Raw genomic sequence first — 24,476 nt, forward strand, 5'->3', positions numbered from 1 at the left:
TGAGGACGTGACCGAGACCAGCGACGAGTCCCTCGAAGCGAATGTCTTCGCCCGAGACTGCTCATCTCGGACGACGCTGCAGACCGTCACCGGTCGCTGGGGAAGCCTCGTGCTGATGGCGTTGGGAGAGAGTAACTATCGGTTCAGCGCCTTGCGACGACGCGTCGACGGCGTGAGTGAACGCATGCTGTCGCAGACCCTGCAGAACCTCGAGCGCGACGGCATGATCGTACGCACCGTCCTCGAGGCCATCCCGCCGAAGGTCGAGTATCACCTCACCCCGCTGGGCCGCCAGGTCGCCGACCAGTTGAGCGGACTGATCGAACTCGTGCAGGACAACATGCCCGTCGTCCGGGACGCGCAGGCGCAGTACGACGGGCGACACAGCGGCGGAGACTGAATTCCATCTCGTCGGGTACACGTGGATACGTAGGAGTTCGACGACGAGAGGATCAACCCGATGACGTCACCGGAAGCCGACCTGCCGATCGAGGCAAACGAGGCCGACGCGATCGAGCAAGCCCAGCCGACGGACCCCGACCCCGCCGAGGCGGCGGAGCCCACCGTGCCGTTCGATGCCAACGACGCCGACGCCGCCGAGCAGGCCACCGAGGTCGAGACCGACCCCGAGGATTACCCCCGCGAATAACTCGGCGGGCCGGGGCCCTGGGTGGACGAGCCACACGACAGAAGAAGAGAGCCCGTCTCCTGCGTTCGCAGGTGACGGGCTCTTCTGCTCCCCCAACTGGACTCGAACCAGTAACCGTTCGATTAACAGTCGAATGCTCTGCCAATTGAGCTATGGGGGATTGCTCCGGCTCCGTTCGGCACCCGCGGATGCTTCACCAGAACCGAGGTCAGACTCTAGCGCATGGTCGCGCCGGAGAACAAAACGCGCGGTCAGCAGATATCGGTGCGATCGGGCCGGTGTGTCACACCGGCCCGACCACCTGGTCATCGAGGTCAGTGACCGGCGACCACGTCCGACTCGTCGACCACCACGGGCGTGCGCGCCCCCGGTAGGAACCAGTGCGCGATGCACACTGCTGCGAAGAGAAGGTAGCCGAGCGCGACCGCGGGGGCCGCCGCCCACGACACCTCGGGCGCGTGGATCAGGCCGATGAACGACAGGACGGCGCCGACCGACGCGGCGATCGCGGCGTAGTGGAATTTCTTCTCGAGGATGAACGTGACGATGGTGCCGAGGACCAGACCGACGAGCACCGCACCCTCGCCCAGCGTCTTGAGGCCCTCGTAGATCACCCCGGCACCGCCGAGCGCCTCCATACCCACTTCGTCGGCGGTGGTGCCGGCCGCCGCGAGCGCGTTGTCGATGAGCCCTCGACCCCATTCGGCGAGGTTCGGCAGCAGTGCCGCCACCACCGCGACCGCGTGCAGGCGCGGCACCGCCTGGAAGGCCTGAGCGCCGATGAGCAAGCCGATGAACAGCAGGATCGGGACGATCGCCGGGACCGGCAACAGTGCGTTGAGCACTCCGAACATGCCAAGGAAGCACAACAGTCCGATGGCGACACCGCTCGCCAGGGAGTAGCTCGCGCGCCCGCCCGCGTCCTTCCAGCCGGGATGTCCGATGTAGACCGCGGGCGGGAACGGAGACCCGAAAGCCGCACCGATACACGCGCCGGCACCGTCGGCCAGCAGGACGCTGCGCAGGTTGTAGTTGTCCCCCGCCGCCGCGGCGCTCTCCACGTTGCTCATCGCCTCGGTGAAGTTGTAGACACCGAGCGGTATGGCGGTGCCCAGCAGGGGTGCGAGATCACCGAGTCCGTTGAACAGCAGATCGAAACGCTGATCCGGGATGCCGATCGCGACGTTCTCCACCGCCGAGGTCAGGTCGGGCACGGACATGTACCCGCCCGCCCAGCCGATCGCCGTGCCGACGAGCAGCGCCGCCAGGCCGACCGGGATGTTGCCGGGCAGCTTCACGTCGGTGAAGAACCCGATGAGGATGATCGCCAGCACGGGGAGGCCGATCCACGCCGCCTCCCACATCTGCGCGGCCGGCCGCATCGAGATGAAGGTGATCGAGATGCCCGCCAGGGTTCCCAGCATCGCCGCTCGCGGGGTGAGCTTGCGGACGTAGGGACCCACGAAGGCGCCGATCATCACGATGACGCCGATCATGAACGCCCACGCCAGACCGGCCTGCCACGCCTGGATCGCGTCGTTGGTGTTCAGGTACACCGGCAGCATCACGACGAACACCACGATGAACATGTGCGGCACGCTCGGACCGTAGGGCAGCGCGGTCACATCGTCGCGTCCCTCACGCGCGGCGAGGCGTCGTGCCAGGAAGGTGTAGTACAGGTTGCCCAGGATCAGAGCCACCCCCAGGGCGGGCAGCACGGTACCGAGGACGTTCTCCGCGCTGAGACCGATCACCCCGATCATCAGTCCGGTCAGCGTCAGCACGTTGACCAGGATGTTGAACCCGAGACCGAAGAACGCGTTGGTGTCCCCGCGCGTCCACCAGGCGACCTTGGACTGCTGCGGGGGTGACGGCGGGTCGGCCGTAGGGGCTGGATCGGTGGTGGCGCTCATGACTTCCTCCGGGGTGGTCGAGTTGGGAGTACGAGACGCCGGTGTCTCGAGAAGGGGTCTGGAATCGGAGTCGTCGGTCCCGGACGGCTCACGCCGAACCGACGACGTCCTCAGCGGTGGCGGGCGTCAGCAGGGTGATGACGTCCTCGCTCGGTGCGGTCCAGCCGAAGATGCCGCCCTGCGCGGCGATCATCTCCAGTCCGACACGCTGGAACTCAGGGAAATACGAACCGACACAATCGGATACGACGACGCACTCGAACCCTCGATCGTTGGCTTCGCGCGTTGTCGTGTGTACGCAGACCTCCGTGGTCACACCGGTGACGAGCAACTGGGTGATGTCGTTGTCGGCCAGGATCGCCGCCAGCTCCGTGGCATAGAAGGCGCCCTTGCCCGGCTTGTCGATGACGACCTCGGTGTCGAGCGGTGCGAGTTCGTCCACGATGTCGTGGCCGTATTCGCCCCGGATGAGGATGCGGCCGAAGGCTCCCGGATCACCGATCCGCTTGGACGGGAGCCCGCGGTTGAGCTTGGCGGGCGGACAGTCCGACAGATCGGGCAGGTGCCCCTCTCGCGTGTGGACGATGAGCATGCCGGCCGCGCGGGCGGCGTCGAGCAGACCTGCCAGCGGAGCGACGACACGCTGCAACTGACTGACGTCGTTGCCCAGCGTCTCGCCGAAACCACCGGGCAGCAGGAAGTCCCGTTGCATGTCGATGATGATGAGGGCGGTGTGCGCGAGGTCGAGTTCGATGGGGCCGGGCTGCGCGTCGAGTGTGACGGTGTCGGACATGGGGTTCCTTCGGGGGACGGTGTCGTCGGACTTCAGGGGGTCGGAGCGGCGGAGGTGATCGGGGCGCGTGCCGGCGTGTCATCCGCCGGTCGGGCGCGCGGCTCGTCGAGGAGTGCGGCCGCCAGATGCAGCACGGCGTCGTCGGTCAGCGCATCGCCGAGGAGCATCGCGCTGTGCGGCCGCCCGTCGGAGGTGAGACCCTGCGGGATGGCGACACCGGTGAGGTCCAGCAGGTTCCCGAAGTGGGTGTAGTGACCGAGCATCGTGTTGGTCGCGATCGGCTCGGCGAGCACCTCGTCGACGGTGAAGGTGCGGCCGATGGTGGGGACCACCAGGACGTCCATCTCCTGCCACAACCGGCCGACCTCGGCGCGCAGTTCCTGCAACCGCTGCAGTGCGGAGAAGGCGTCCACTGCGGTGTATTTGTCGCCGCCGCGCAGTATTTCGCGGACCACCGGGTGGATGTCGTCGGGCCGTTCGGCCAGGAAGCCGGCGAATTCGACGAGCCTTTCGGCGACCCAGGGCCCCGAGTACAGCAGTTCCCCCGCTGCGAGGAACGGGGCCAGCGAGACATCGACGATCTCGAGACCCCCGGGCACCGCCAGATGCGCCAACCGCGCCCGGAACGACAGGTGGGCGTCGCGCATGGCATCGTCGCCGAAGAACTCGAGTTCGGCCGGAGCGGGCAGGCCGACGGTGAGGGTGCCGCCGGAGTGGCGGGCTCCCCTGTCACGCGACCAGGCATCCGCGTCGTCGCGGCCGATCATCACGTTCATGATCACGTCCATGTCGGCGATGGTCGAGGTCATCGCGGTGATGCAGTCGAGCGACTTGCAGGCGGGCACGAGGCCGGTCGTGCTGATCAGTCCGCGGGACGGCTTGTATCCGATGATGCCGTTGAGCGCCGCCGGCACACGCCCGGATCCCGCGGTGTCTGTGGCGACGGCGAACGGGACGTCCCCGTGCGCCACCGCGAGCGCGGAGCCGGAACTCGAACCGCCGGAGATCATCTCGTTGCCGTAGACCCCGCGCGGCACGGTGTAGGGGGTACGCGTCCCGTTGAGTCCGGTGGCGAACTGGTCGAGATTGGTCTTGCCGACATACAGCGCACCGGCGTCGAGGAGTTTCTGGACCACCGGGGCGGTGGTCTCGGGGACGTACGCGTACGCGGGACACGACAACGTCGTGGGCACCCCCGCGACATCGATCGAGTCCTTCACCCCGAACGGGACGCCGTACAGCGGCAGGTCCCGTGCGTCGGAACGGTTCTCGAGAGCCGCAGCCGCGGCGATGAGCTCGTCCCGAGGAACCGTGGACAGCCAGGTGCCGTCGTCACCTCGCGCCTCGATCGCATCGAGGACGGCTCGCGCGGTGCGGGTCGGCGACCCGCTTCCGTGGAGGTGCGAGTCGAGTATCTCGGCGACCGTGGGCCCCGTCGTCGGACCGGCAGCTTTCGTCATAACGTCGATTGTCGACAGAATGATGGCGCTTGCGGAACGGCTGTGTGTCGATCGTGTTAGGGCATCGCCGTCGGCGGGTCAGGGCGTGTGCAAGTGCCCGTGAACGTGCTCCGGGGACTCGCCCGCGCTCGCGGACACCAACCCGAGGTAGTGCAGATGCCCGTGGTCGCCGAGCGCGGCCACGACCGCTTCGGCGTCATTGCGTTCGAGTGCATCGAGAATCGCCTGATGCCGGGTGAACCCGTCCGCGGGTCCGTGATGGTCAGCTGTCTCGGAACGCAGATTGACCGCCATCGGCAGTTGCAGTTTCAGCAGGATCGGCGCGAGGGTGACGTCGAGTTGGCGGTTCCCGGCCAGCGCGACCACCGCGGCGTGGAAACGGCGGTGGGCATCGTCGCGCTCCAGATCGTCACCCGCGCGACGCATCGCGTCGATCGCCTCGCGCACGGGTTCCAGCTGGCGGTCGGGATCGGTCAGCGGTAGCGCTGTTTCCACGGCATGGCGTTCGAGCACCTGGCGGATCTCGAACAGCTGCAGGATGTCCGTCGGCGACCACTCGGCCACCCGGACCCCGCGCCGCGGTTGATGTTCGACGAGCCCCTGCTGCGCCAACAGGCGCAACGCCTCGCGAACGGGAGCCCGGCTGATCCCGAGATCTGCACACAACGTCTCTTCGACGATCTTCTGTCCCGGTTCGAGTGCGCCGCTCAGTATCGCGTCACGAAGCCGCCGCGCGGCGACGTCCACCAGGCTCTCCGGCAGGTCACCACCGACCCCGTCCTCGACCGTCATCTGGTACCACTTCCCGCCACACTCGTGCCCGATTTTGCGGCCAGTGTAGCGGCGTCGACAGTCGACCGTTTTGCACGCACTCGTCTGTCGTCGTTCTTCCGAGGTGCGGTATTGTCCTCCCGCAGGCAGCGACATCTGCGCGGGGAGTTAGCTCAGTCGGTTAGAGCCGCGGACTCATAATCCGTAGGTCGCGGGTTCGAGCCCCGCACTCCCCACTCATCAGCCGCACCGACGGTTCGATTCCGGTTCCCGGACACCGCGCGAGCTCATCGCTCGACGCGACACCAGTACTCGGTCTCGCCGGGGATCGGCGTCAGCCGGACCTCGCCGCCGTCTGGCCGGTCGAACAGTCGCACGCCCGCACCGAGGAAGACCGGGACGAAGAACACGAGGACCTCGTCGAGCAGCCCGTGATCGATCATCTGTCGCGCGACATCGGCCCCGATGACGGTGACGTAGGCATCGCCCGCGATCTGCGCGGCGGCCTCGACCGCATCGTGGAGGTCGGAGACGAATGTGACGCCAGCGACGGCCTCCGCAGGCGGGTGGTGGGTGAGAACGACTGCGTCCCCGTCGTATTCACCGCCGAACGCGCCTTCGCGGTCGGTTCCCTTGTTGGGATCGTCGCCGCCGAACGACCGGTTGCCGACCAGTAGCGCGCCGGTCCCCCGCATCAGCCGCGAGGCGGCATCGGCGGCGGCCTCGGTCCGTTCGTCGGTCGGGGCGTCGAAGAACGGCGTCAGCCAGGACATGTCACCGCCGGGCCCGGCGATGAATCCGTCGAGAGATGCCGTCGCCGAATAGATGGTGGTCGCCATGTACTCCTGCCTTCGTCCGGTCGAGTCGGGGTGTCCACGGTGCAGACCTCCGCGGAGGCGGGAACTCATCGGTGTCGCGCCCACGCGCGGATCGGTCGCGCAGCTCTCGACGTCGGTGAGCCCGTCAGCCCGCGCCGACGATGGGATCGACGGCCTGTTCCAGCAGGCTGCGACGATAGGCCTCGAGAGCGACCAGATCTCCGAACACCGCGTTGTAACCGTCCGGGTCGTCGCTGGGCGCCATCCGGCGCAGGCGCGACTTGATGTCGGCGATCTGCGTGCCCACCCACACCTCTTGCAGCCGGGCCAGCACGCTCGAGATGTAGCGGGCGATGTTGTCCTCGTCGACCGGCATCGATTCGACGGCGAGTTCGGTCACCAGCGGATCGATGATCGGGTCGTCGACGGCATTGCGCACGGCGTCGACCCAGGCCGCGCCACCCATGCCGGCCGACGTCCCGCCGAGCCCGGTCATCGCCTGGCGGACGATCGCGTAGGCCGGTTCGTTGAAGCACTCGACGGGCAGCGAGTCGAACACCGTGCCGGCGATCGCCGGATACTGCAGCGCCGCCTTCAGCGCTTCCCGTTGCGGCCACAGGCGCGGATCGTTGGGCTGGGGCCGCGCCGAGGTCGGTGCCGACTCCGCCTCCGGTCGGTTACGGGCGCCGCGCGCGTTTCCCCGACCTCCGGAAGTGCTGACGCCCTGCGCCTTCCGGATTCTGGCACCCTCCTCGCGCACTCGCCCGAGAACCTGGGAGACCTCTTCCCACCCGACCCAGCCGGCGAGCTGCCGCGCGTACTCGTCGCGGAGAGCGATGTCCTTGATCCGGGCGACCACCGGGACGGTGTCGCGCAAGGCGTGCACACGCCCCTCCGCCGTGTCGAGGTCGTGTCCGGCGAGCAGCGCCTTGATCGCGAACTCGAACATCGGCACCCGCCGCGCGATCAGATCGCGGACGGCGGCGTCGCCCTTCTCCTGACGCAGTTCACAGGGATCCATCCCATCGGGTGCGATCGCCACGAACGTCTGACCCGAGATCGACTGCTCTCCCTCGAAAGCCTTGAGGGCAGCCGCTTTACCGGCGTCGTCACCGTCGAAGGTGTAGATGACCTCGCCCCGGAAGTACGAGTCGTCCATCATCAGACGCCGGATGAGGGCCAGGTGGTCCTCACCGAACGCGGTGCCACACGACGCGACCGCGGTGGTGACGCCGGCCAGGTGCATCGCCATGACGTCGGTGTAGCCCTCGACGACCACCACCTGATGTCCCTTGGCGATGCTCTTCTTCGCGTGGTCGAGTCCGAACAGCACCTGAGACTTCTTGTACAGCATGGTCTCCGGCGTGTTCATGTACTTGCCGAGGTTGTCGTCGTCGAACAGTTTGCGGGCGCCGAAGCCGATGATGTCGCCGGCCAGGTTGCGGATCGGCCACAGCAGACGGCGGTGGAACCGGTCGATCGGCCCCTTGCGTCCCTGCTTCGACAGACCGGCCGCCTCGAGCTCGCTGAACTCGAATCCCTGCGACAGCAGGGCCTTGGTCATCGTGTCCCAGCCGGCGGGCGCGTAGCCACAACCGAATCGGACGGCCGCCACCGCGTCGAAGTCGCGTTCCTTCAGGTAATCGCGCGCCGGCTGCGCCTCCGGTGACTGCAGCGCGGCGGCGTAGAACTTCGCGGCGGCCGCGTTGGCCGCCACCAGGCGGGCGCGCGTACCGCGGTCGCGCTTGATGGCGGTGCCACCGCCCTCGTAGTTGATCTGGTAACCGATGCGGTCTGCGAGCTGCTCGACCGCCTCCACGAAACTGACGTGCTCCTGCTTCTGCAGAAAGCTGTAGACGTCACCGCCCTCGCCGCAGCCGAAGCAGTGGAAGTGACCGTGGTTGGGCCGGACGTGGAACGACGGCGACTTCTCGTCGTGAAACGGACACAGGCCCTTGAGGCTGTCGGCACCGGCACGGCGCAGGGCGACGTAATCGCCGACGATGTCCTCGATCCTCGTCTGCTCACGGATCGCCGTGATGTCGCGATCGGGAATTCGGCCTGCCACGCGACCAGTGTAGTGACGCCGCGCGGCCGGCCCGACCTGGTACTCGACACCGGTCGTCCACCCGACCGGGGCCGACGTCCCGGGCGGGTACCAGGGGTGGGCTCCGACTCTGACGACAACCCCTTCGGCGCGGACCGACGGACCCCGGCCTACCCCAGGTGCGCCTGGGCCCCCGAGTTGTGCTTGTCGGTGCGCTCGAGCCGGCCTTCGGTCATGGATGCGATCTGGTCGACGATGACGCGCATGCGGGCGGCGTCGTCGGAGGCGGCGTTCCACCACGGCACGAACACCGGGTCCAGTCCTCCGGGCGCCGCTTCGGCGAACCAGTTCGCGACCCGGTGGATGCGCTCCCGCTGGCGACGCTGGGTCGCCTTGTGGCGTTCGTTGGAGAAGATGAACCGCAGGGCCAGGGTCTTGAGCATCGACACCTCGGCCGCGATGAGTTCCGGCACTTCCAGATCGGCGTCGTAGCGCGACACCGGCCGGTCCCCCACCACCTCGCGGGTACCGGTGATCGCGGCCGACGCGAATCGGCCGATGAACTCGCTGGTCAGTCGCTTGAGTGCGACGTAGGAGTCGAGCGTTCCGTCGAAGACACCCACCGAACGCACGATGTCCATGCGGTGCAGTCGGCCGGCGGCGTCGACCAGTGCCTCGGGGTCGAGGCCGGGAAACTCCTTGGCGCCGATGTCGGCCAGCGCGCGCTGATCCTGCGGATCGCCGAGGGTTCGCAGGTCGATCCGCCCGCCGATCACGCCGTCCTCGAGGTCGTGCACGGAGTACGCCACGTCGTCGGACCAGTCCATGATCTGGGCCTCGACGCACTGACGGGTCCCGGGCGCATCCCGACGGATCCACTCGAGCATCCCGGCATCGTCGTCGTAGGCCCCGAACTTCCCACCCGGGGTGCGCCGGGTCCACGGATACTTCAGGGTCGCGTCCAGCGACGCGCGCGCGAGATTGAGGCCGACGCTCTGCCCGTCGGCGTCGAGCAGCTTGGGCTCGAGCCTGGTCAGGATCCGGAGATTCTGCGCGTTGCCCTCGAAACCGCCGTGGTCGGCGGCCACCTCGTCGAGCGCGCGTTCGCCGTTGTGCCCGTACGGCGGATGCCCGATGTCGTGGGCGAGTCCGGCGAGTTCGACGAGGTCGGGTTCGGCGCCGAGACCGATCGCGATCCCGCGGCCGATCTGCCCGACCTCGAGCGAATGCGTGAGCCGGGTACGGGGGGTGTCACCCTCGCGCGGGCCGACGACCTGTGTCTTGTCGGCCAGCCGGCGAAGCGCGGCGGAATGCAGGACCCGCGCGCGGTCCCGGGCGAAGTCGCTCCGATGATCGGTCCGGGTGCCGGGCAGGCTCGCGACCTTCGCCCCCTCGGGCACGTATCGCTCGACGGCCTCGTCGGCGTAGGTGGCGACCGCCGGGAGGACATGCCCGACGGTCTCGGGCCCATGGCGGGTGCTAGTCAAGCACCCAGCCCCGGGCGACTGCGAAGTCGGTGACCCGCTGCCGGATCGCCACGATCTGCCGCGCGGTGAGGGCGCCGTCGGCATCGAGCAGGAGCTCGGTGAGTTCTTCGGTGAACGCGGCGGCGTCCAGGGAACCACCACCAGCGCGCGGACGACGGCTGCCGCGGTCGTCGTGGCGTCCGCGGTCGCCGCGATCACCCCGCTCGCCCCGATCCCGGCCGTGGTGATCCTCGCGACGATGCGCCCGGGCGCCCGCTTCGTCGGCGGGCGCGGCCTCGGTCACCGCGACGTTGACCGCCTTCGAACCACGGTCGGTCTCCTCGACGTCGAAGGACACCTTCGCGCCGGGCTTCAACGAGTTCTCGTCGATGTCGATGTCGTTGATGTGGAGGAACACATCGGCACCGCCCGATTCCGGCGCCAAGAATCCGAAGCCCCGATTCGCGTCGTAATGAACGACTTTCCCGCTGACAGACACGACTCCACTCACTCTCTCGTCGCATGCACGCCGGACCCCATGCCCTACGTCACGCGACAACTCGCCATCAATTGTGACAGACATCCGCAGGTCAGGCGGAATCGAGAGCGTACGCCCGTGGCGACGCGAGAGCGCTCAGGCGCCGAGGAGCTTGCCGCCGAGATACTCGGCGACCTTGTCGAGCGCGACCCGCTCCTGGCTCATCGTGTCCCGTTCACGGACCGTGACGGCCTGGTCGTCGAGGGTGTCGAAGTCGACGGTCACGCAGAACGGCGTGCCGATCTCGTCCTGCCGGCGGTAACGCTTGCCGATGCCCTGCGCGTCGTCGAACTCCACATTCCAGTGCTTGCGGAGTTCGGCGGCGAGGTCGCGGGCCTTGGGCGAGAGCTTCTCGTTGCGCGAGAGCGGCAGCACGGCGACCTTGATCGGCGCCAGACGCCGGTCGAGCCGCAGCACGGTGCGAGTATCGGTGCCGCCCTTGGCGTTCGGCACTTCCTCCTCGGTGTAGGCGTCGCACAGGAACGCCATCAGCGAGCGGGTCAGGCCGGCCGCCGGCTCGATCACGTACGGGGTGTAGCGCTCGCCCGACGCCTGATCGAAGAACGACAGATCCTCGCCCGAATGCTTGCTGTGCGTGGACAGGTCGTAGTCGGTGCGGTTGGCGACACCCTCGAGTTCGCCCCACGGGTTACCGGTGAAGCCGAACTTGTACTCGACGTCCACGGTCCGCTTGGAGTAATGCGACAGCTTTTCCTTCGGATGGTCGTAGAGCCGCAGGTTCTCCGGGTCGATGCCCAGGTTCACGTACCAGTCGAAGCGCTGGTCGATCCAGTACTGGTGCCATTCCTCGTCCTCGCCCGGCTTGACGAAGAACTCCATCTCCATCTGCTCGAACTCGCGGGTGCGGAAGATGAAGTTGCCCGGCGTGATCTCGTTGCGGAAGCTCTTGCCGATCTGCGCGATGCCGAACGGCGGCTTCTTGCGCGCGGTGGTCATCACGTTCTTGAAGTTCACGAAGATGCCCTGCGCGGTCTCCGGCCGCAGATAGTGCAGGCCCTCTTCGTCGTCGACGGGGCCGAGGAACGTCTTCATCAGACCGCTGAACGCCTTGGGCTCGGTCCAGTTGCCCGGCTGCCCGGTCTCCGGGTCGTTGATATCGGCCAGACCGTTTGCCGGTGGGTGCCCGTGCTTGGCCTCGTAGGCCTCGATGAGGTGGTCGGCACGGTAGCGCTTGTGGGTGTGCAGCGACTCCACCAGTGGGTCGGTGAACACCTCGACGTGGCCGGAGGCCTCCCAGACCTGGCGCGGCAGGATGACCGACGAGTCGAGTCCGACGACGTCCTCACGGCTGATGACCATCGCGCGCCACCACTGGCGCTTGATGTTCTCCTTGAGCTCGACGCCGAGCGGGCCGTAATCCCACGCCGACTTGGTACCGCCGTAGATCTCACCGCACTGGTAGACCAGGCCCCGACGCTTGGCGAGGTTGACGACGGATTCCACATTGGACTGGGCGGCCACGGTTAACTGCTCTCCACGGGTTGAGTGTTCGGCTGGGACGGTCGTGCTGACGCTCGGTGCTCGGCGTGCATCCACGAGATACAGGCGGCAACCCGTACAGACTACCGAGCAGGTGTCCCGTTTCCCGAAAGCACCGGCAACCGAGCCCCCTGTCGCGAACCGTAGGGCACACACCGGCGGACCGGAACTGCCAGAGTGGCACTGTGATCGTTCGAGCTCGACGACGCGTCGGCGTCAACGCTCCGGCCCGGTATCGCCGGTCGGTGTCCCTCGCCGCGTCCCTGGTACTGACCCTGTCGCTGGTCGCGGCCTGCGGGGACGATCAGACCGCGGAGGTCGATCGGCCTTCGTCGGCACCGGTCTCCACCCCCACCCCCGCACCGCCGATAGACGAGGTCACCCCGGCCGCGCTGAGCGACGCCGTCAGGATCGAGAACGTGATGGCGCACGTCCGCGCCCTCCAGCAGATCGCCGACAACAACGGCGGCAACCGGGCGGCCGGCACATCCGGGTACGACGCCTCACTGGACTACGTCGCCGGTCTGCTGCGTGCGGCCGGTTTCGACGTGACCACGCCCACCGTCGACTACGAGCGCTTCGACGGCGGGCCGGTGAGCCTGACGGCCGACGACCTGAAGGTCGCGACGCGCATCGTCGAGTACTCGGCCGGGACCGGCGACACCCCGGTCACCGCCGCGCCCGTGGCGGTCGCGGGACTCGGATGCGCGAGCACCGACTACCCGGGCTCGGTGCGCGGGAGCGTCGCGGTCATCGTCCGTGGAACCTGCACCTTCGCCGACAAGGCGCGCAACGCGCAGTCGGCCGGCGCGGTCGCGGCCATCATGGTCAACAACGAGCCCGGCCCACTCACGGGTGCCACGCTCGGGCCGGACGACCGCCCGTCGATCCCCGTCCTCGGGATCTCCGCGGACGACGCCGAACGGGTGCGGTCTGCACGATCGGTGACTCTCGAGGTCGAGGCGAAGACCACCGCGATCAGCACGCGCTCGCTGATCGCCGAGACTCGCACGGGCACCGCCGACGACGTCGTCATGGCCGGGGCGCACCTCGACAGCGTCGTCGAAGGGCCCGGCGCGAACGACAACGCCAGCGGCACTGCGGCCGTGCTCGAGACCGCGCTGCGGCTCGGTTCGACCCCCCGCGTTCCGCATCGGGTGCGGTTCGCGTTCTGGGGCGCGGAGGAGGACGGGCTGGTGGGTTCGGCGGAGTACGTCCGGGGGCTCGACCCCGCCGCCCGTGCCGCGGTGGCCCTGTACCTGAACTTCGACATGCTCGCCTCGCCCAACGGCGGCTACTTCACCCACGACGGCGACGACTCCGAACGCGAGGGAGCCGGCGCCGGCCCGGACGGTTCCGGGGGCATCGAGCGGACCTTCGAGAAGTTCTTTGCCGATCGCGGGATCCCCCTTGCCCCAGACGACTTCGACGGGCGCTCCGACTACGGCCCGTTCATCGCGGTGGGCATCCCCGCCGGCGGTGTGTTCACCGGCGCGGAGAGCAAGAAGAGCGAGGCGCAGGCGAAGATGTGGGGCGGCCGGGCAGGAGAGGCCTTCGATCCCGCCTATCACACCGCGCGCGACACCCTCGACAACGTCAACACCGATCTCCTGGCCGTCAACTCGTCCGCGGTCGCGTACGCGGTGGCGACCTACGCGTTGTCGACCGCGGGAGAGAACGGGGTGCCGCCCGTCGCCGAACGACGACGCGCCGACGGCGGCTGACCTGCCACGACACCCGGACATGGATTGAAAACCATTTCCGTTAGAATGGGCGGATCAAAGGCGCGAGCCAGGCGAGAGGAGCGCGATGTCGACCCAACCACTGGACGGGCCCGACCCTGCCGAGGCGGCCGACGCCGCGGCGCGGGAAGCCGCGGCCGATCTCCTGCGCGCCCTCGCCTCCCCCACCCGCGTCGCGATCGTGCTGTCGCTGCGCGAGCGGGTGCAGTGCGTACACGAGCTCGTCGGGCACCTGGGCCTGAGTCAGCCACTGGTCAGCCAGCACCTGCGCGTCCTGAAGGACGCCGGCGTCGTCCGCGGCCAGCGCAACGGTCGCGAGATCACCTACGAACTCCTCGACGACCACGTCGCGCACATCGTCGGCGACGCCCTGATCCACGCGAACGAGACCAGTGACGGCCGCGCCGTGCCGTCCGAGACCTCCCGAGCGGTGAACGAATGAGCGGGGTCGCCTCGGGACCGCAGCCGGTCACGGGCATCCGCTCGACCCGCCAGCGGGCCGCGATCGCCGACGCCCTCGCCGGCACCGATGACTTCTGTTCCGCCCAGGAACTCCACGAGATCCTCAAGGGCCGGGGCGAATCGATCGGCCTGACGACGGTCTACCGCAATCTGCAGGCGCTGAGTCAGGCCGGGCAGATCGACGTCCTGTGGGACGGCTCCGGCGAGACCCGGTACCGCCATTGCTCGTCGGGACACCACCACCACCTCGTGTGCCGCGAATGCGGAACCACCGTCGAGGTGCAGGCCGAGCCGGTCGAGCGCTGGGCCGCGAAGATCGCCGCCCAGCACGGCTTCACCGACATCAATCACACCGTCGAGGTCTTCGGACGATGCAGTGACTGTCGGGTCGCCGGAAACGACTGAACGAGAACGGTTGTCGACACTCCACCCTGCTCCCTGAGCCGAGGGGGTGGTCGCCTCAAGCAGAGGTCGGGCCCACCAGTCGTTCGGCGGCGTCGACACCCGCGGCGAGCACGATGTGCAACACCGTCAGCAGCGGCACGTCGTCGAGCTGCCCGGCCGGAAATGTGTAGTACTGCAACACATCTGTGGTGACCCCGGCACGATCGGATCGTCGGAGGCTGCCGAAGCTGAGCTGCGCGGCGCACGCCTCGACGTCGTCGCGCAGGGACGGGGTGTTGGGCAGGTCCATCGCCACCATCTGCGTGAGGGCGAGCACGTCGAGCCCATCGGCCAGCGTGAGCACGCGGATCGACGCGCGTGTCGGACCGACCTGCACCACGAGCGAATCGGCGTCGGGACGGTCGACGGGTCCGAGTTCGGCGACGATCTCCGCCGTGCGGTCGAGGAGGCCCGCGGCGCCGGTCATGACGGCTTCACCCCGCCGAAACGCCGGTCGCGCGAGGCGTATTCGAGGCAGGCGGCCCACAGGTCGCGACGATCGAAGTCCGGGAAGAGCTTCTCCTGATAGACCATCTCGGCGTACGCCGACTGCCACAGCAGGAAATTCGAGATCCGCTGCTCCCCCGACGGGCGCAGGAAGAGGTCGACGTCGGGCATGTCCGGCTCGTCGAGGTACCGCGCGAACGTCGACTCCGAGATCCGCTCGGGATCGATCTCCCCGCGCGCCGCGCGCCGCGCGATCTCACGTGCGGCGTCGGCGATCTCGGCGCGGCCGCCGTAGTTGACGCACATCGTCAGCGTCATCACGGTGTTGTCCCGGGTCATCTCCTCGGCGATCTCGAGTTCGCGGATCACGCTGCGCCACAAGCGTGGTCGGCGTCCGGCCCAGCGCACGCGGACCCCCATCTCGTGCATCTCGTCGCGCCGGCGCCGGATGACGTCGCGGTTGAAGCCCATGAGGAACCGCACCTCGTCGGGACTGCGGGACCAGTTCTCGGTGGAGAAGGCGTAGGCCGACAACCAGCCGACCCCCAATTCGATACAGCCGCACACGGTGTCCATCAGCACGGCCTCGCCGCGCTTGTGCCCCTCGGTACGCGGGAGGCCGCGATCGGTCGCCCAGCGTCCGTTGCCGTCCATCACCAGCGCAACGTGATTCGGTACGAACTCGGCGGGAATGGCGGGTGGCCGCGCACCGCTCGGATGCGGGTCGGGTGGACGGACATCGGCGCGGAGACTCGCGGCCTTGCGTGCCTTTCCCGAACTACCCGGCCGCAACGCCATCGTCGACCCTCCTCACGCCCGTGTCCACACCCGTCTCCATCAGCCTATGAGGGGCGGTGCGTTCGATCAGCGGCAGGGTTCGGAGCTGGCGTTCCAGATGCCACTGCAGATGCGCGGCGGTGAGTCCGCTGGCCTGTCGACGCAGCGACGGCGTGGCGTCGACGACCTCATCCCACCGACCGCGGAACAGGGCTTCCATGAGGTCGAGCACGCCGGGCGAGGGGGTCGCCGATCCGGGTGGCCGGCACGGCAGACAGACGGCGCCGCCGGCGGCGACGTGGAAAGCGCGGTGAGGACCGGGTGTCGCGCACCGCGCGCACTCCTCGAGCGCCGGCATCCAGCCCGCGCTGTACATCGCGCGCAGCAGGTAGGCGTCGAGGATCAGCTCACGCGGCCGGCGGTCGTCGGCCAGCGCGGCCAGCGCCCCAACCGTCAGCCGGTGCAGCTGACGGGTGGGCGCTCGTTCCTCGCCTGCGAGCCGTTCGGCGGTCTCGAGGACCGCGCAGGCCGTGGTGTAGCGCCCGTAGTCGGCGACGATGGCGTCGGCGAAGGCGTGCAGGCTGTGGACCTGGGTGACCACGTCGAGGCTGCGGCCGGGATACAGATGTACGTCGATGTGGGCGAAGGGTTCGAGGCGGGCGCCGAACTTCGACCGCGTCCGCCGCACGCCCTTGGCGACCGCGCGCACGAGACCGTGCTCGGCGGTGAGCAGCGTGATGATGCGGTCGGCTTCGCCCAGCTTGTGCTGGCGCAGCACGACGGCCTCATCCCGGTAGAACCTCACCGGGGCATTCTCCCACCGGGTACCGACACGACGTGCCCCGACATGCCCGCCGGCCTACCCCGGATCGATGTCGAACGAGGTCAGCGGCCGCAGCAGCGAGCGCTTCTTCTCGACGTGACCACCCATCCGATCGAGGATCGACGTCAACGCCTCGATGGCCTCGACGATGTAGGGCCCCTTGTTCAGCATCACGCCCTCCGCACGCCGGCTCATCGCGGCGTCGGTGACCTCGGCCCGGGACGGCACGCCCTTCTTGGCCAGTCCGTCGAGCACCTGCGTCGCCCAGATGACCGGCACATGCGCGGCCTCACACAGCCAGAGGATCTCCTCCTGCACTTCGGCGAGCCGGCCGAACCCGACCTCGACGGCCAGGTCGCCGCGAGCGATCATGACCCCGACCGCGTCCCAGCGCATCGCCTCGAGCAGCATCTGCGGGAGCGACTCGAAGGCCGCCCGGGTCTCGATCTTCAGCACGATGCCCACATCGGACGCACCGCGACGGTTCAGTTCGTCGATGAGGTCGGCCACGTCCTCCGGCGACCGGACGAACGAGCAGTTCACCATGTCGGCATGTACCGCGACGAACTCGAGGTCATCGCGGTCCGACGCGGTGAGCGCCGGGATGTGCAGCGTCGTGTCCGGAAGGTTGATGCCCTTCTCGGCGCGGAGTTTCGTCCCACCCGGCGCGGCACGCTCGACGTCGACCACGATCTCGTCGTCGACCTTCTCCCGCACTCGCCCGGCGATCTTGCCGTCGTCGAACAACACCCGATGGCCCGCCTCGACGTCGTCGAAGGCGTCCCCGAGCTCGCATCCGATCCGATGCGGCCCGGTCCGGGTCGCCGGTGTCGGCGTGAGGTCGCGCTGCAACCGGATCTCGTCACCGGTGCGCACGAGCAGATGCTGACGCTTCTCGGGCAGATCGTCGACGACGATCGGAGCGGCGTCGGCAGAGCCCGACAACCCGATCGGCGTACCCGTCTCGTAGTAGACGGTGCGATCGCATTCGACGTCGATCCCCGCCTCGGACACCGCGACCACCTCGAGTCGCCGTCGGCGACCACGAGCGTCCCGTAGGCGCAACCGGTCTCCCTGCACGACGTCGGCGAGTGCGCGTACCGGGATGACCGCGTCGATGCCGTCGGGCAGGCGTGCGCCGGGATCGAACGGTGCGGCACTGAGCCGCACCCGCGACCGCCGTTCGACGGTGCCGTCGTCGGCGCGGACCGGTTTGACCTTGATCACCTTCGGTCCCGATTCGAGCGGGCCGGTGCGCAACTTCGGACCGGCGAGATCCATCGCCACCCGCACCCGGCCGGGTAGAGCACGCACCGACTCGATCATCCGCGCCCACTCGGCCGGGCCGTCGTGTGCGCAGTTCACCCGCGCGACGTCCATTCCGGCGGCACCCATGGCGCGGACGAGGTCGGGGTCGTCGGCGGCCTGGGTCGGCATCGTGACCATCACACGGGTGGCCCGCTCGCCGTGCTCGTCACCGGGTCCGTCGACGATGGCGTCATCGCCGCCACCGGGATGCACGCGCCCGAGGAGCCGGTCGCGATTACGCGTCAGGGTCCGCACCCCGCCCGCGAGGTCACCCCAGATCGGATGCCGGGTGCGCCCCTCGACCAGGGCGTCCAGCGTCTCGATGACCGTCTCGATCCACGAATAGACGATCGACTCCATCCGGCCGAGACTCGACAGTCCGTGCGCGGACATCGACTCCTGCAGCGGACGCAGATCGCGGCGTCGCACCGCGACGTAGTGCACGAGGTTGCGGGCGCTGTCCCGGTGCTGGTCGGCGACCGCGGCGATGAGCGAGGCGGCCTGCTCCTCGGCGCGATCGAGGTCGTCCCGCAGTTCGTGCAGGGCCGAGGACAATTCGGGGATCGACATGACGACGGGTTTACCCATCCGGCCACCGTGTCAGACCCAGGTGAACGGTCGGGGCGAGGCGGCGCCGCCCGTGTCAGCCGGCGTTGACGATCTTGTCCAGCTTCGGCGACAGCGTCATCCCACCCGGGTATCGGTGCCAGCCCTTGCGGTCGTAGAACTTGGTGCCGAGCAGACCGAGGAGCACGCCGACGAGCAAGCCGATGAAGCACTGGATGATCGATCGGCCCAACCCCGCCGACAGGTCGGCGTCGAAGTACAGGACAGCACGCACGCCGAGGTAGATCACGTGCATCGGCTCGATCGCGGCGATCCACTCGAAGAGGCGCGGACTCGCCTCCAGCGGTAGCGTCCCGCCCGAGGACGGCAGGCCGAACACCACGAAGAAGAGCAGATTGAACAGCAGACCGGGGTTGCCGAACACCGCCATCATCGCGCTCGCGCTCACGCCGACGGCGAAGATGCCGAGGACCGAGAGCATCCAGAGCACGAAGCCGTTCGGGATCGACGTCCCGACCATCGCGCCGACGGCGATGAACAGGGTCGAGAGCACCACTGCGACCAGGAACATGATCGTCCACTTCGCCGCGAGCGTCGCCCACCGGCTGATCGCGAGCCGCTCGCGCAGCTGATAGAACGGCCCGTACTCGATGGGGGTCTGGCCGAGCATGCCGTCGACCACGATGCTGACCATCATCGCCCCGGTGAAGCCGGCGAGCACGAGCAGCAGGGTCAGATAGAACGCTGACAATCCGTTGCCCGCACCCTCGGGAAGCGGGGTCGGCTCGGACACCTCGACGGCCACCGGGGTCGCGAGCGCGACCTGCGCCGCGCCGGTGAAGGTGATGTCGTTGCGCTCGAGCTGGGTACGGACCTGTTCGGTCAGCTGCGCGCCCACCTGCTCGTTGACCCGTTCACGGACCTGATCGGCGAGGGTGGTGGTGATCGACGACGCGAACGCCCCGGAGCCCCGGTTGATGAAGATGTCGATGGTCGGTTTCGCCGGTTCGGCGGTGAGGACCGTCGACCGGCCCAGTGCGACCGCCCGATTCGTGAAATTGGACCCGACGACGATGACGCCGTACACCTTGCCGCTGTTGAGTTCGGACAGCGCGGTCGAGCGGTCGGTGCGGGTCACGACGATCCCATTCTGCGCCGCCGAGGAGATGATGCCCTCGGCGACCTGGTCGCCGAAGTTCTGCGGCGTGGACTGTCCGTCTGCGTTCTGCACCTCACCACCCGCGTCCTCCTGCACCAGGGCGACGGGGAAGTCGTGAAGGTGGCGCTGCGGGTCGACGACCGCCGCCATGTACAGCGCGGCCATCAGCGAGAACATCACCGCGACCAACGCGAGTGGTGCCAGCCAGAAACGCGGCGATCCGAGGACGCCGGCGATCGTGCGTCCGGTCGGCTGGTCGGTGTCGGGCGCCTCGTGCGCTCCCCTACCGGAATCGTCTCCCGGTTGTTGTGGCGATTCGTGCGTTCCCATCGGCGTACCTCCCCGCAGTCCGCCCCTGCCGGCGTCAGGCCGTCAGGAACACGCTGCTAGAAACCCAATCGACGCAACTGCTTGGGGTCGCGTTGCCAGTCCTTGGCGACCTTCACGTGCAGATCCAGGTACACCTTGGTGCCCAGCAGCCGCTCGATCTGTGCGCGGGCAACTGTACCGACCTCCTTCAGACGCGCGCCCTTGCGGCCGATGATGATGCCCTTCTGGCTGTCGCGTTCGACGAACAACACGGCGTGGACATCGACCATCGGCGGTAGGTCGGGGTCGCGGTCCTCACGATCGATGACCTCCTCGATGACGACGGCCAGCGAGTGCGGCAGCTCGTCGTGCACCCCCTCGAGCGCGGCCTCGCGGATGAACTCCGCCATCAGCACCTGTTCGGGTTCGTCGGTGAGTTCGCCGTCCGGGTAGAACGCGGGGCCTTCCTCCATGAGGCTCACGAGCACGTCGGACAGCACGTCGAGCTGCTTGCCCGACTTCGCCGACACCGGAACCACTTCCGAGTCCGGCCCGAGTACCTGCGACAGCGCGAGCAGCTGTTTGGCGACCTGCTCCGGCCCGACCCGGTCGATCTTGGTGACCACCCCGACGATCGTCGTGCGCGGCGCCATCTCGCGGACCTGCGAGATGATCCACCGGTCACCCGGACCGATGGCCTCGTCGGCCGGTATGCAGACTCCGATCACGTCGACCTCGGAGTAGGTGTCGCGGACGAGGTCGTTCAGGCGCTGACCCAGCAGGGTGCGCGGTCGGTGCAGGCCCGGGGTGTCGACGAGGATCAGCTGGGCGTCGGGCCGGTTGACGATCCCGCGGATGGTGTGGCGGGTGGTCTGCGGACGATTCGAGGTGATCGCGATCTTCTCGCCGACCAGGGCATTGGTGAGCGTGGACTTACCGGTGTTGGGCCGGCCCACGAAACAGACGAAGCCCGAACGGAACTCAGGCATCCGCGCGCCCCACCCGATGCTGAGGACGCCCCGCGGTGTCGGTGAGAACCGCGTACGCCTCCGGGCTGAGCTCGTGCAGGGTGTCCAGGCCCGGGTCGTCGGCGTCACCGTTGACGACGACCGCCGCCTCGAAGGAGCGGGCGCCGCTCGAGATCGCCGACGCCACCGCGACCTGGAGTCCGGTGAGGGTCAGCGAGCGTGTCCGCACGTCGGCCCCGGCGTAGGTGCGACCGTCGCCGTCCCGGACCGCCGCGCCCGAGGGCGACTCGGCGCGCGCCAGCGCACCTCGGGCGAGCACCACGAGCTTGCGATCCTCGTCGGAGAGGGTCTCGGTCACTGGTTCATCCTTGCTCTCGACTCGCCTGCGCGCTCCTGGCCGGCGGTGTCCGTGTCCTGGTCGTCGTGGGCGTTGCCCGTGGTGCGCTCGGCACGTCCCTGCGATCGACTCGACTGCCCGCCGTGCTCGTCGCGTCGGGAATCCTCGTCCGCGTCGGGGACCCGGGTGACCAGCACCGTGATGATGCGTTGGCGCCCTTGGCGATTGGGCCCACCCTCGGCCACCAGCTGCAGCCCGTGCGACTCCACCCGGGCGCCGGGCAGTGGCACCCGCCCCAGTTCCAGACCGACGAGTCCGCCGACCGTCTCGACCTCTTCCTCGGCGATCTCGACGCCGAACAGCTCGCCGAGATCCTCCACCGGCAGTCGTGCCGACACCCGGTACGACCCGTCGCCCAGGTCTTCGACCGGTGCGAGCTCGTCGATGTCGTACTCGTCGGTGATCTCGCCGACGATCTCCTCCAGCACGTCCTCGATGGTCACCAGCCCGGCGATGCCGCCGTACTCGTCGACGAGCATCGCCATGTGGTTGCGCTCTCGCTGCATGTCGGCGAGGACCCGGTCCAGTGGCTTGGAGTCGGGGATGAACTCGGCCTCGCGCATCACGTCGACCACGCGGAGGGTCGTGGGATCGATCCGCTGGGCGACCGTGCGCGCCACCAGATCCTTGAGGTACACGATGCCCAGGACGTCGTCGGTGTTCTCCCCGATCACCGGGATCCGCGAATGTCCGGACCGCGTCGCGAGATTCGTGGCCTGCAGCGCGGTCTTGTCGGCCTCGATCCACACCATCTCCGGGCGCGGGACCATCACCTCGCGGGCACTGGTGTCGCCGAGGTCGAAGACCGACTGGATCATCCGGCGCTCGTCGGCCGCGACGACGCCCGAGGCCTCGGCGAGGTCGACGACCTCGCGCAACTCGACCTCGGTGGCGAACGGACCGTTGCGGAACCCGCGGCCCGGGGTGAGGGCGTTGCCGATCAGGATCAACAGCCGGGTCAGCGGTTTGAGCAGCACGCCGAGCGCGAACAACAGGTACGACGACGACAGCGCGATCGTGTACGCGTGCTGCCGGCCGAGGGTGCGGGGGCCGACGCCGACGGCGACGTACGAGACGACCGTCATGGCGGCGATGGCCACCGCCAGTCCCCCGCCGACGCCGATCAGCTGCGTCGCGGCGACCGCGACGAGCGCGACCGCCGCGGCCTCGCACACGACTCGGAGCAGCACCACGAGGCCGACATAGGTCGCACGTGCCTCGAGGATGCCCGCCAGGCGGCGCGCACCGGCGCGCCCTTCCCGGACCATGTCGTCGACCCGGGCGTTCGACACCGTCGACACCGCGGTGTCGACGGCCGCGAAGACGCCGCCCACCACGATCAACACGACTGCCGCCACGATGAACCAGTAGTCGGAGGTCACCCTCGGTCCTCCTCGGACCGCGCCGGCGCACCGGGGGTCGGTGAATCTCCCTCGGCTCCGGTGAACCCGATGTTGGACAGCAGCCGGGAATCGCGGTCGGTCTGTCGCTGCTCCTGGGCGCGACGGTGACGGTCGGCGTAGAACGCGTCGAGGATGCGGTTCTGCAGTCCGAACATCTCGCGCTCCTCCTCCGGCTCGGCATGGTCGTAGCCGAGGAGGTGGAGCACTCCGTGGATGGTCAGCATGGCGAGCTCGTGCTCGAAGGACCGCTTGGCCTCGCGCGCCTGTTTCCGGGCGAAGTCCGGGCACAGCACGATGTCCCCGAGGATCGCCGGGCCCGGGTCGGTCGCATCCGGCCGGCCGCCGGGCACCAGTTCGTCCATCGGGAAACTCATGACATCGGTCGGGCCCGGCAGGTCCATCCACTGGACGTGCATGTCGGCCATGGTGTCCTCGTCGACACACAGCACCGACAGCAACGCGGCCGGGTTCACGTCCATCGCGGTGACCGCGAAACGCGCGGCGTCGATGATCAACTCGGCCGGGACCTCGACCCCGGATTCGTTGGCCAGTTCGATGCTCATGAGCGACGACCCTGCGCCGCCGCCCGGCGTGCCGCGCGATTGCCGCCGATGGCCGTGTTGGGCAGACCCCGCTGCGCCTCCTCGGCCCGCCCGTAGGCGTCGACGATGTCGGCGACCAGGCGGTGCCGGACCACGTCCTGGCTGGTGAGGCGGGCGAAGTGGATGTCGTCGATGCCCTCGAGGATCTCCGACGCGGCGAGGAGACCGCTGCGGGCGCCGCCGGGCAGGTCCACCTGCGTTACGTCACCGGTCACGACGACCTTGGAACCGAAACCGAGGCGCGTGAGGAACATCTTCATCTGCTCGCTCGTGGTGTTCTGCGCCTCGTCGAGGATGATGAACGCGTCGTTCAGGGTGCGGCCGCGCATGTAGGCCAGCGGCGCGACCTCGATGACCCCGGCCGCCATCAGCTTCGGGATCGCGTCGGGGTCCATCATGTCGTGCAGCGCGTCGTACAGCGGGCGCAGGTACGGGTCGATCTTCTCGCTCAGCGTGCCCGGCAGGAAGCCGAGACGTTCGCCGGCCTCGACCGCCGGCCGCGTCAGGATGATGCGGTTGACCGACTTCGACTGCAGCGCCTGCACGGCCTTGGCCATCGCCAGATAGGTCTTGCCGGTGCCGGCCGGGCCCAGTCCGAACACGATGGTGTGCTCGTCGATCGCGTCGACATAGTGTTTCTGGTTGAGTGTCTTGGGCCGAATCGTCTTGCCGCGGCGCGACAGGATGTCCAGTGACAGCACATCGGCGGGCGATTCCTCGGTGCCGTCGGACAGCATCGAGACGCTGTGCCGGACGAGATCTGGTGTCAGCGGGGTTCCGCGCCCGACGAGGTCGACGAGTTCGGCGATGACGCGCTCGGACGCGGCTACCTCGGCGGGTTCACCGGTCAATGTCACCTGGTTGCCGCGGACGTGGATGTCGGCGGGCAGGAGCTGCTCGAGGGTACGCAGGTTGACGTCACTCGCGCCGAGCAGCCCGAACACGACTCCGGGAGAGACTTCGACAGTGGATGTGACCCCAGACCGGCGCGGCTGCGTACGGCTGGATTGCCCGCTCTGGTCGGGGTTGTCGTCACTCACGTATGAAATCACTCCTGGTGTTCTGGTCCGGATGGATGTTCGGTTCTGGATGCGGCGCCCCCGGCCGACGCGG

24 protein-coding genes and 2 tRNA genes are annotated in these 24,476 nt (G+C 68.5%); 6 read left to right on the forward strand and 20 right to left on the reverse strand.

From position 1 onward, the window contains the following. The first annotated feature begins 7 nt into the window (after positions 1-7). Both AC3B5T_RS23300 and AC3B5T_RS23305 read left to right on the forward strand, forming a co-directional pair. On the forward strand, positions 8-400 hold the full coding sequence (locus AC3B5T_RS23300; RefSeq protein WP_010841204.1) for a winged helix-turn-helix transcriptional regulator: 393 nt from the start codon (positions 8-10) through the stop codon (positions 398-400). A gap of 60 nt (positions 401-460) precedes the next feature. Further along, positions 461-649, forward strand: a complete 189-nt coding sequence (locus tag AC3B5T_RS23305; RefSeq protein WP_010841205.1) for a hypothetical protein — start codon at positions 461-463, stop codon at positions 647-649. Between the two features lie 87 nt (positions 650-736). Here AC3B5T_RS23305 and AC3B5T_RS23310 read toward each other — a convergent pair. From AC3B5T_RS23310 to AC3B5T_RS23330, 5 genes are all read right to left on the reverse strand, one after another. Beyond that, positions 737-809, reverse strand: a tRNA-Asn gene (locus AC3B5T_RS23310). 154 nt (positions 810-963) lie between these two features. Next, positions 964-2,562, reverse strand: coding sequence for a permease (locus tag AC3B5T_RS23315; RefSeq protein ID WP_010841207.1), 1,599 nt, complete (start codon positions 2,560-2,562; stop codon positions 964-966). Between the two features lie 88 nt (positions 2,563-2,650). Next, a complete protein-coding gene (locus AC3B5T_RS23320) occupies positions 2,651-3,355 on the reverse strand; it encodes a cysteine hydrolase family protein (RefSeq protein WP_014927395.1) in 705 nt (234 codons plus the stop codon). Positions 3,356-3,387: 32 nt separating this feature from the next. Beyond that, entirely contained in the window at positions 3,388-4,815 is a 1,428-nt protein-coding gene (locus AC3B5T_RS23325; RefSeq protein WP_055475465.1) for an allophanate hydrolase, read from the reverse strand. 78 nt (positions 4,816-4,893) lie between these two features. Further along, on the reverse strand, positions 4,894-5,607 hold the full coding sequence (locus AC3B5T_RS23330; RefSeq protein ID WP_055475466.1) for a GntR family transcriptional regulator: 714 nt from the start codon (positions 5,605-5,607) through the stop codon (positions 4,894-4,896). 141 nt (positions 5,608-5,748) lie between these two features. Between AC3B5T_RS23330 and AC3B5T_RS23335 the strand changes: the two genes are divergently transcribed. After that, positions 5,749-5,822 (forward strand) — tRNA-Ile (locus AC3B5T_RS23335). A 51-nt stretch (positions 5,823-5,873) separates the two neighbouring features. Here AC3B5T_RS23335 and AC3B5T_RS23340 read toward each other — a convergent pair. The 5 genes from AC3B5T_RS23340 to AC3B5T_RS23360 form a co-directional block, all read right to left on the reverse strand. Further along, positions 5,874-6,425 (reverse strand): dihydrofolate reductase family protein, encoded by a 552-nt coding sequence (locus AC3B5T_RS23340; RefSeq protein WP_055475467.1) that lies wholly within the window; start codon positions 6,423-6,425, stop codon positions 5,874-5,876. Positions 6,426-6,549: 124 nt separating this feature from the next. Further along, positions 6,550-8,472, reverse strand: coding sequence for a DNA primase (gene dnaG / locus AC3B5T_RS23345; protein ID WP_044506955.1), 1,923 nt, complete (start codon positions 8,470-8,472; stop codon positions 6,550-6,552). A 149-nt stretch (positions 8,473-8,621) separates the two neighbouring features. Next, entirely contained in the window at positions 8,622-9,938 is a 1,317-nt protein-coding gene (locus tag AC3B5T_RS23350; protein ID WP_035716997.1) for a deoxyguanosinetriphosphate triphosphohydrolase, read from the reverse strand. Further along, positions 9,931-10,416, reverse strand: coding sequence for a cold-shock protein (locus AC3B5T_RS23355; RefSeq protein WP_055475468.1), 486 nt, complete (start codon positions 10,414-10,416; stop codon positions 9,931-9,933). Before AC3B5T_RS23355 ends, AC3B5T_RS23350 begins: the two co-directional genes overlap by 8 nt. A 135-nt stretch (positions 10,417-10,551) precedes the next feature. Beyond that, positions 10,552-11,937: a glycine--tRNA ligase gene (locus tag AC3B5T_RS23360; protein ID WP_010841215.1), complete on the reverse strand. Its 1,386-nt coding sequence runs from the start codon at positions 11,935-11,937 to the stop codon at positions 10,552-10,554. Positions 11,938-12,140: 203 nt separating this feature from the next. Between AC3B5T_RS23360 and AC3B5T_RS23365 the strand changes: the two genes are divergently transcribed. The 3 genes from AC3B5T_RS23365 (at position 12,141) to AC3B5T_RS23375 (ending at position 14,564) form a co-directional block, all read left to right on the forward strand. Continuing rightward, the gene (locus AC3B5T_RS23365; protein WP_055475469.1) at positions 12,141-13,679 is read left to right on the forward strand and encodes a M28 family peptidase; all 1,539 of its coding nucleotides are present in this window, start codon (positions 12,141-12,143) and stop codon (positions 13,677-13,679) included. Positions 13,680-13,764: 85 nt separating this feature from the next. Further along, positions 13,765-14,139 (forward strand): ArsR/SmtB family transcription factor, encoded by a 375-nt coding sequence (locus AC3B5T_RS23370; protein WP_010841217.1) that lies wholly within the window; start codon positions 13,765-13,767, stop codon positions 14,137-14,139. Continuing rightward, entirely contained in the window at positions 14,136-14,564 is a 429-nt protein-coding gene (locus AC3B5T_RS23375) for a Fur family transcriptional regulator (RefSeq protein WP_055475470.1), read from the forward strand. The genes AC3B5T_RS23370 and AC3B5T_RS23375 overlap by 4 nt, the downstream gene beginning before the upstream one ends. Positions 14,565-14,619: 55 nt before the next feature. Here the strand turns inward: AC3B5T_RS23375 and AC3B5T_RS23380 are convergent, their stop codons facing one another. The 10 genes from AC3B5T_RS23380 to AC3B5T_RS23425 are packed head-to-tail and all read right to left on the reverse strand — an operon-like array spanning position 14,620 to position 24,403. After that, entirely contained in the window at positions 14,620-15,030 is a 411-nt protein-coding gene (locus AC3B5T_RS23380) for a hypothetical protein (protein WP_010841219.1), read from the reverse strand. Further along, positions 15,027-15,848 carry an isoprenyl transferase gene (locus AC3B5T_RS23385; RefSeq protein ID WP_055475471.1) on the reverse strand — a complete coding sequence of 274 codons (822 nt, stop codon included), beginning with the start codon at positions 15,846-15,848 and terminating at the stop codon, positions 15,027-15,029. The genes AC3B5T_RS23380 and AC3B5T_RS23385 overlap by 4 nt, the downstream gene beginning before the upstream one ends. Continuing rightward, a complete protein-coding gene (gene recO / locus AC3B5T_RS23390) occupies positions 15,829-16,632 on the reverse strand; it encodes a DNA repair protein RecO (RefSeq protein WP_055475472.1) in 804 nt (267 codons plus the stop codon). The genes AC3B5T_RS23385 and recO overlap by 20 nt, the downstream gene beginning before the upstream one ends. 54 nt (positions 16,633-16,686) lie before the next feature. After that, positions 16,687-18,546 carry a pyruvate kinase gene (locus AC3B5T_RS23395; protein WP_197282762.1) on the reverse strand — a complete coding sequence of 620 codons (1,860 nt, stop codon included), beginning with the start codon at positions 18,544-18,546 and terminating at the stop codon, positions 16,687-16,689. Between the two features lie 55 nt (positions 18,547-18,601). Continuing rightward, positions 18,602-20,014, reverse strand: coding sequence for a YhgE/Pip domain-containing protein (locus AC3B5T_RS23400; RefSeq protein WP_055475473.1), 1,413 nt, complete (start codon positions 20,012-20,014; stop codon positions 18,602-18,604). 56 nt (positions 20,015-20,070) lie between these two features. Continuing rightward, positions 20,071-20,982 carry a GTPase Era gene (gene era, locus AC3B5T_RS23405; protein ID WP_055475474.1) on the reverse strand — a complete coding sequence of 304 codons (912 nt, stop codon included), beginning with the start codon at positions 20,980-20,982 and terminating at the stop codon, positions 20,071-20,073. After that, positions 20,975-21,319 carry a cytidine/deoxycytidylate deaminase family protein gene (locus tag AC3B5T_RS23410; protein WP_055475475.1) on the reverse strand — a complete coding sequence of 115 codons (345 nt, stop codon included), beginning with the start codon at positions 21,317-21,319 and terminating at the stop codon, positions 20,975-20,977. The genes era and AC3B5T_RS23410 overlap by 8 nt, the downstream gene beginning before the upstream one ends. Beyond that, positions 21,316-22,740 (reverse strand): hemolysin family protein, encoded by a 1,425-nt coding sequence (locus AC3B5T_RS23415; RefSeq protein ID WP_055475476.1) that lies wholly within the window; start codon positions 22,738-22,740, stop codon positions 21,316-21,318. The genes AC3B5T_RS23410 and AC3B5T_RS23415 overlap by 4 nt, the downstream gene beginning before the upstream one ends. Further along, positions 22,737-23,324, reverse strand: coding sequence for an rRNA maturation RNase YbeY (ybeY, locus tag AC3B5T_RS23420; RefSeq protein ID WP_065631468.1), 588 nt, complete (start codon positions 23,322-23,324; stop codon positions 22,737-22,739). The genes AC3B5T_RS23415 and ybeY overlap by 4 nt, the downstream gene beginning before the upstream one ends. Next, entirely contained in the window at positions 23,321-24,403 is a 1,083-nt protein-coding gene (locus tag AC3B5T_RS23425) for a PhoH family protein (RefSeq protein ID WP_055475523.1), read from the reverse strand. The genes ybeY and AC3B5T_RS23425 overlap by 4 nt, the downstream gene beginning before the upstream one ends. Between the last annotated feature and the right edge of the window lie 73 nt (positions 24,404-24,476).

The sequence above is a fragment of the Gordonia sp. G4 genome (assembly GCF_057770005.1).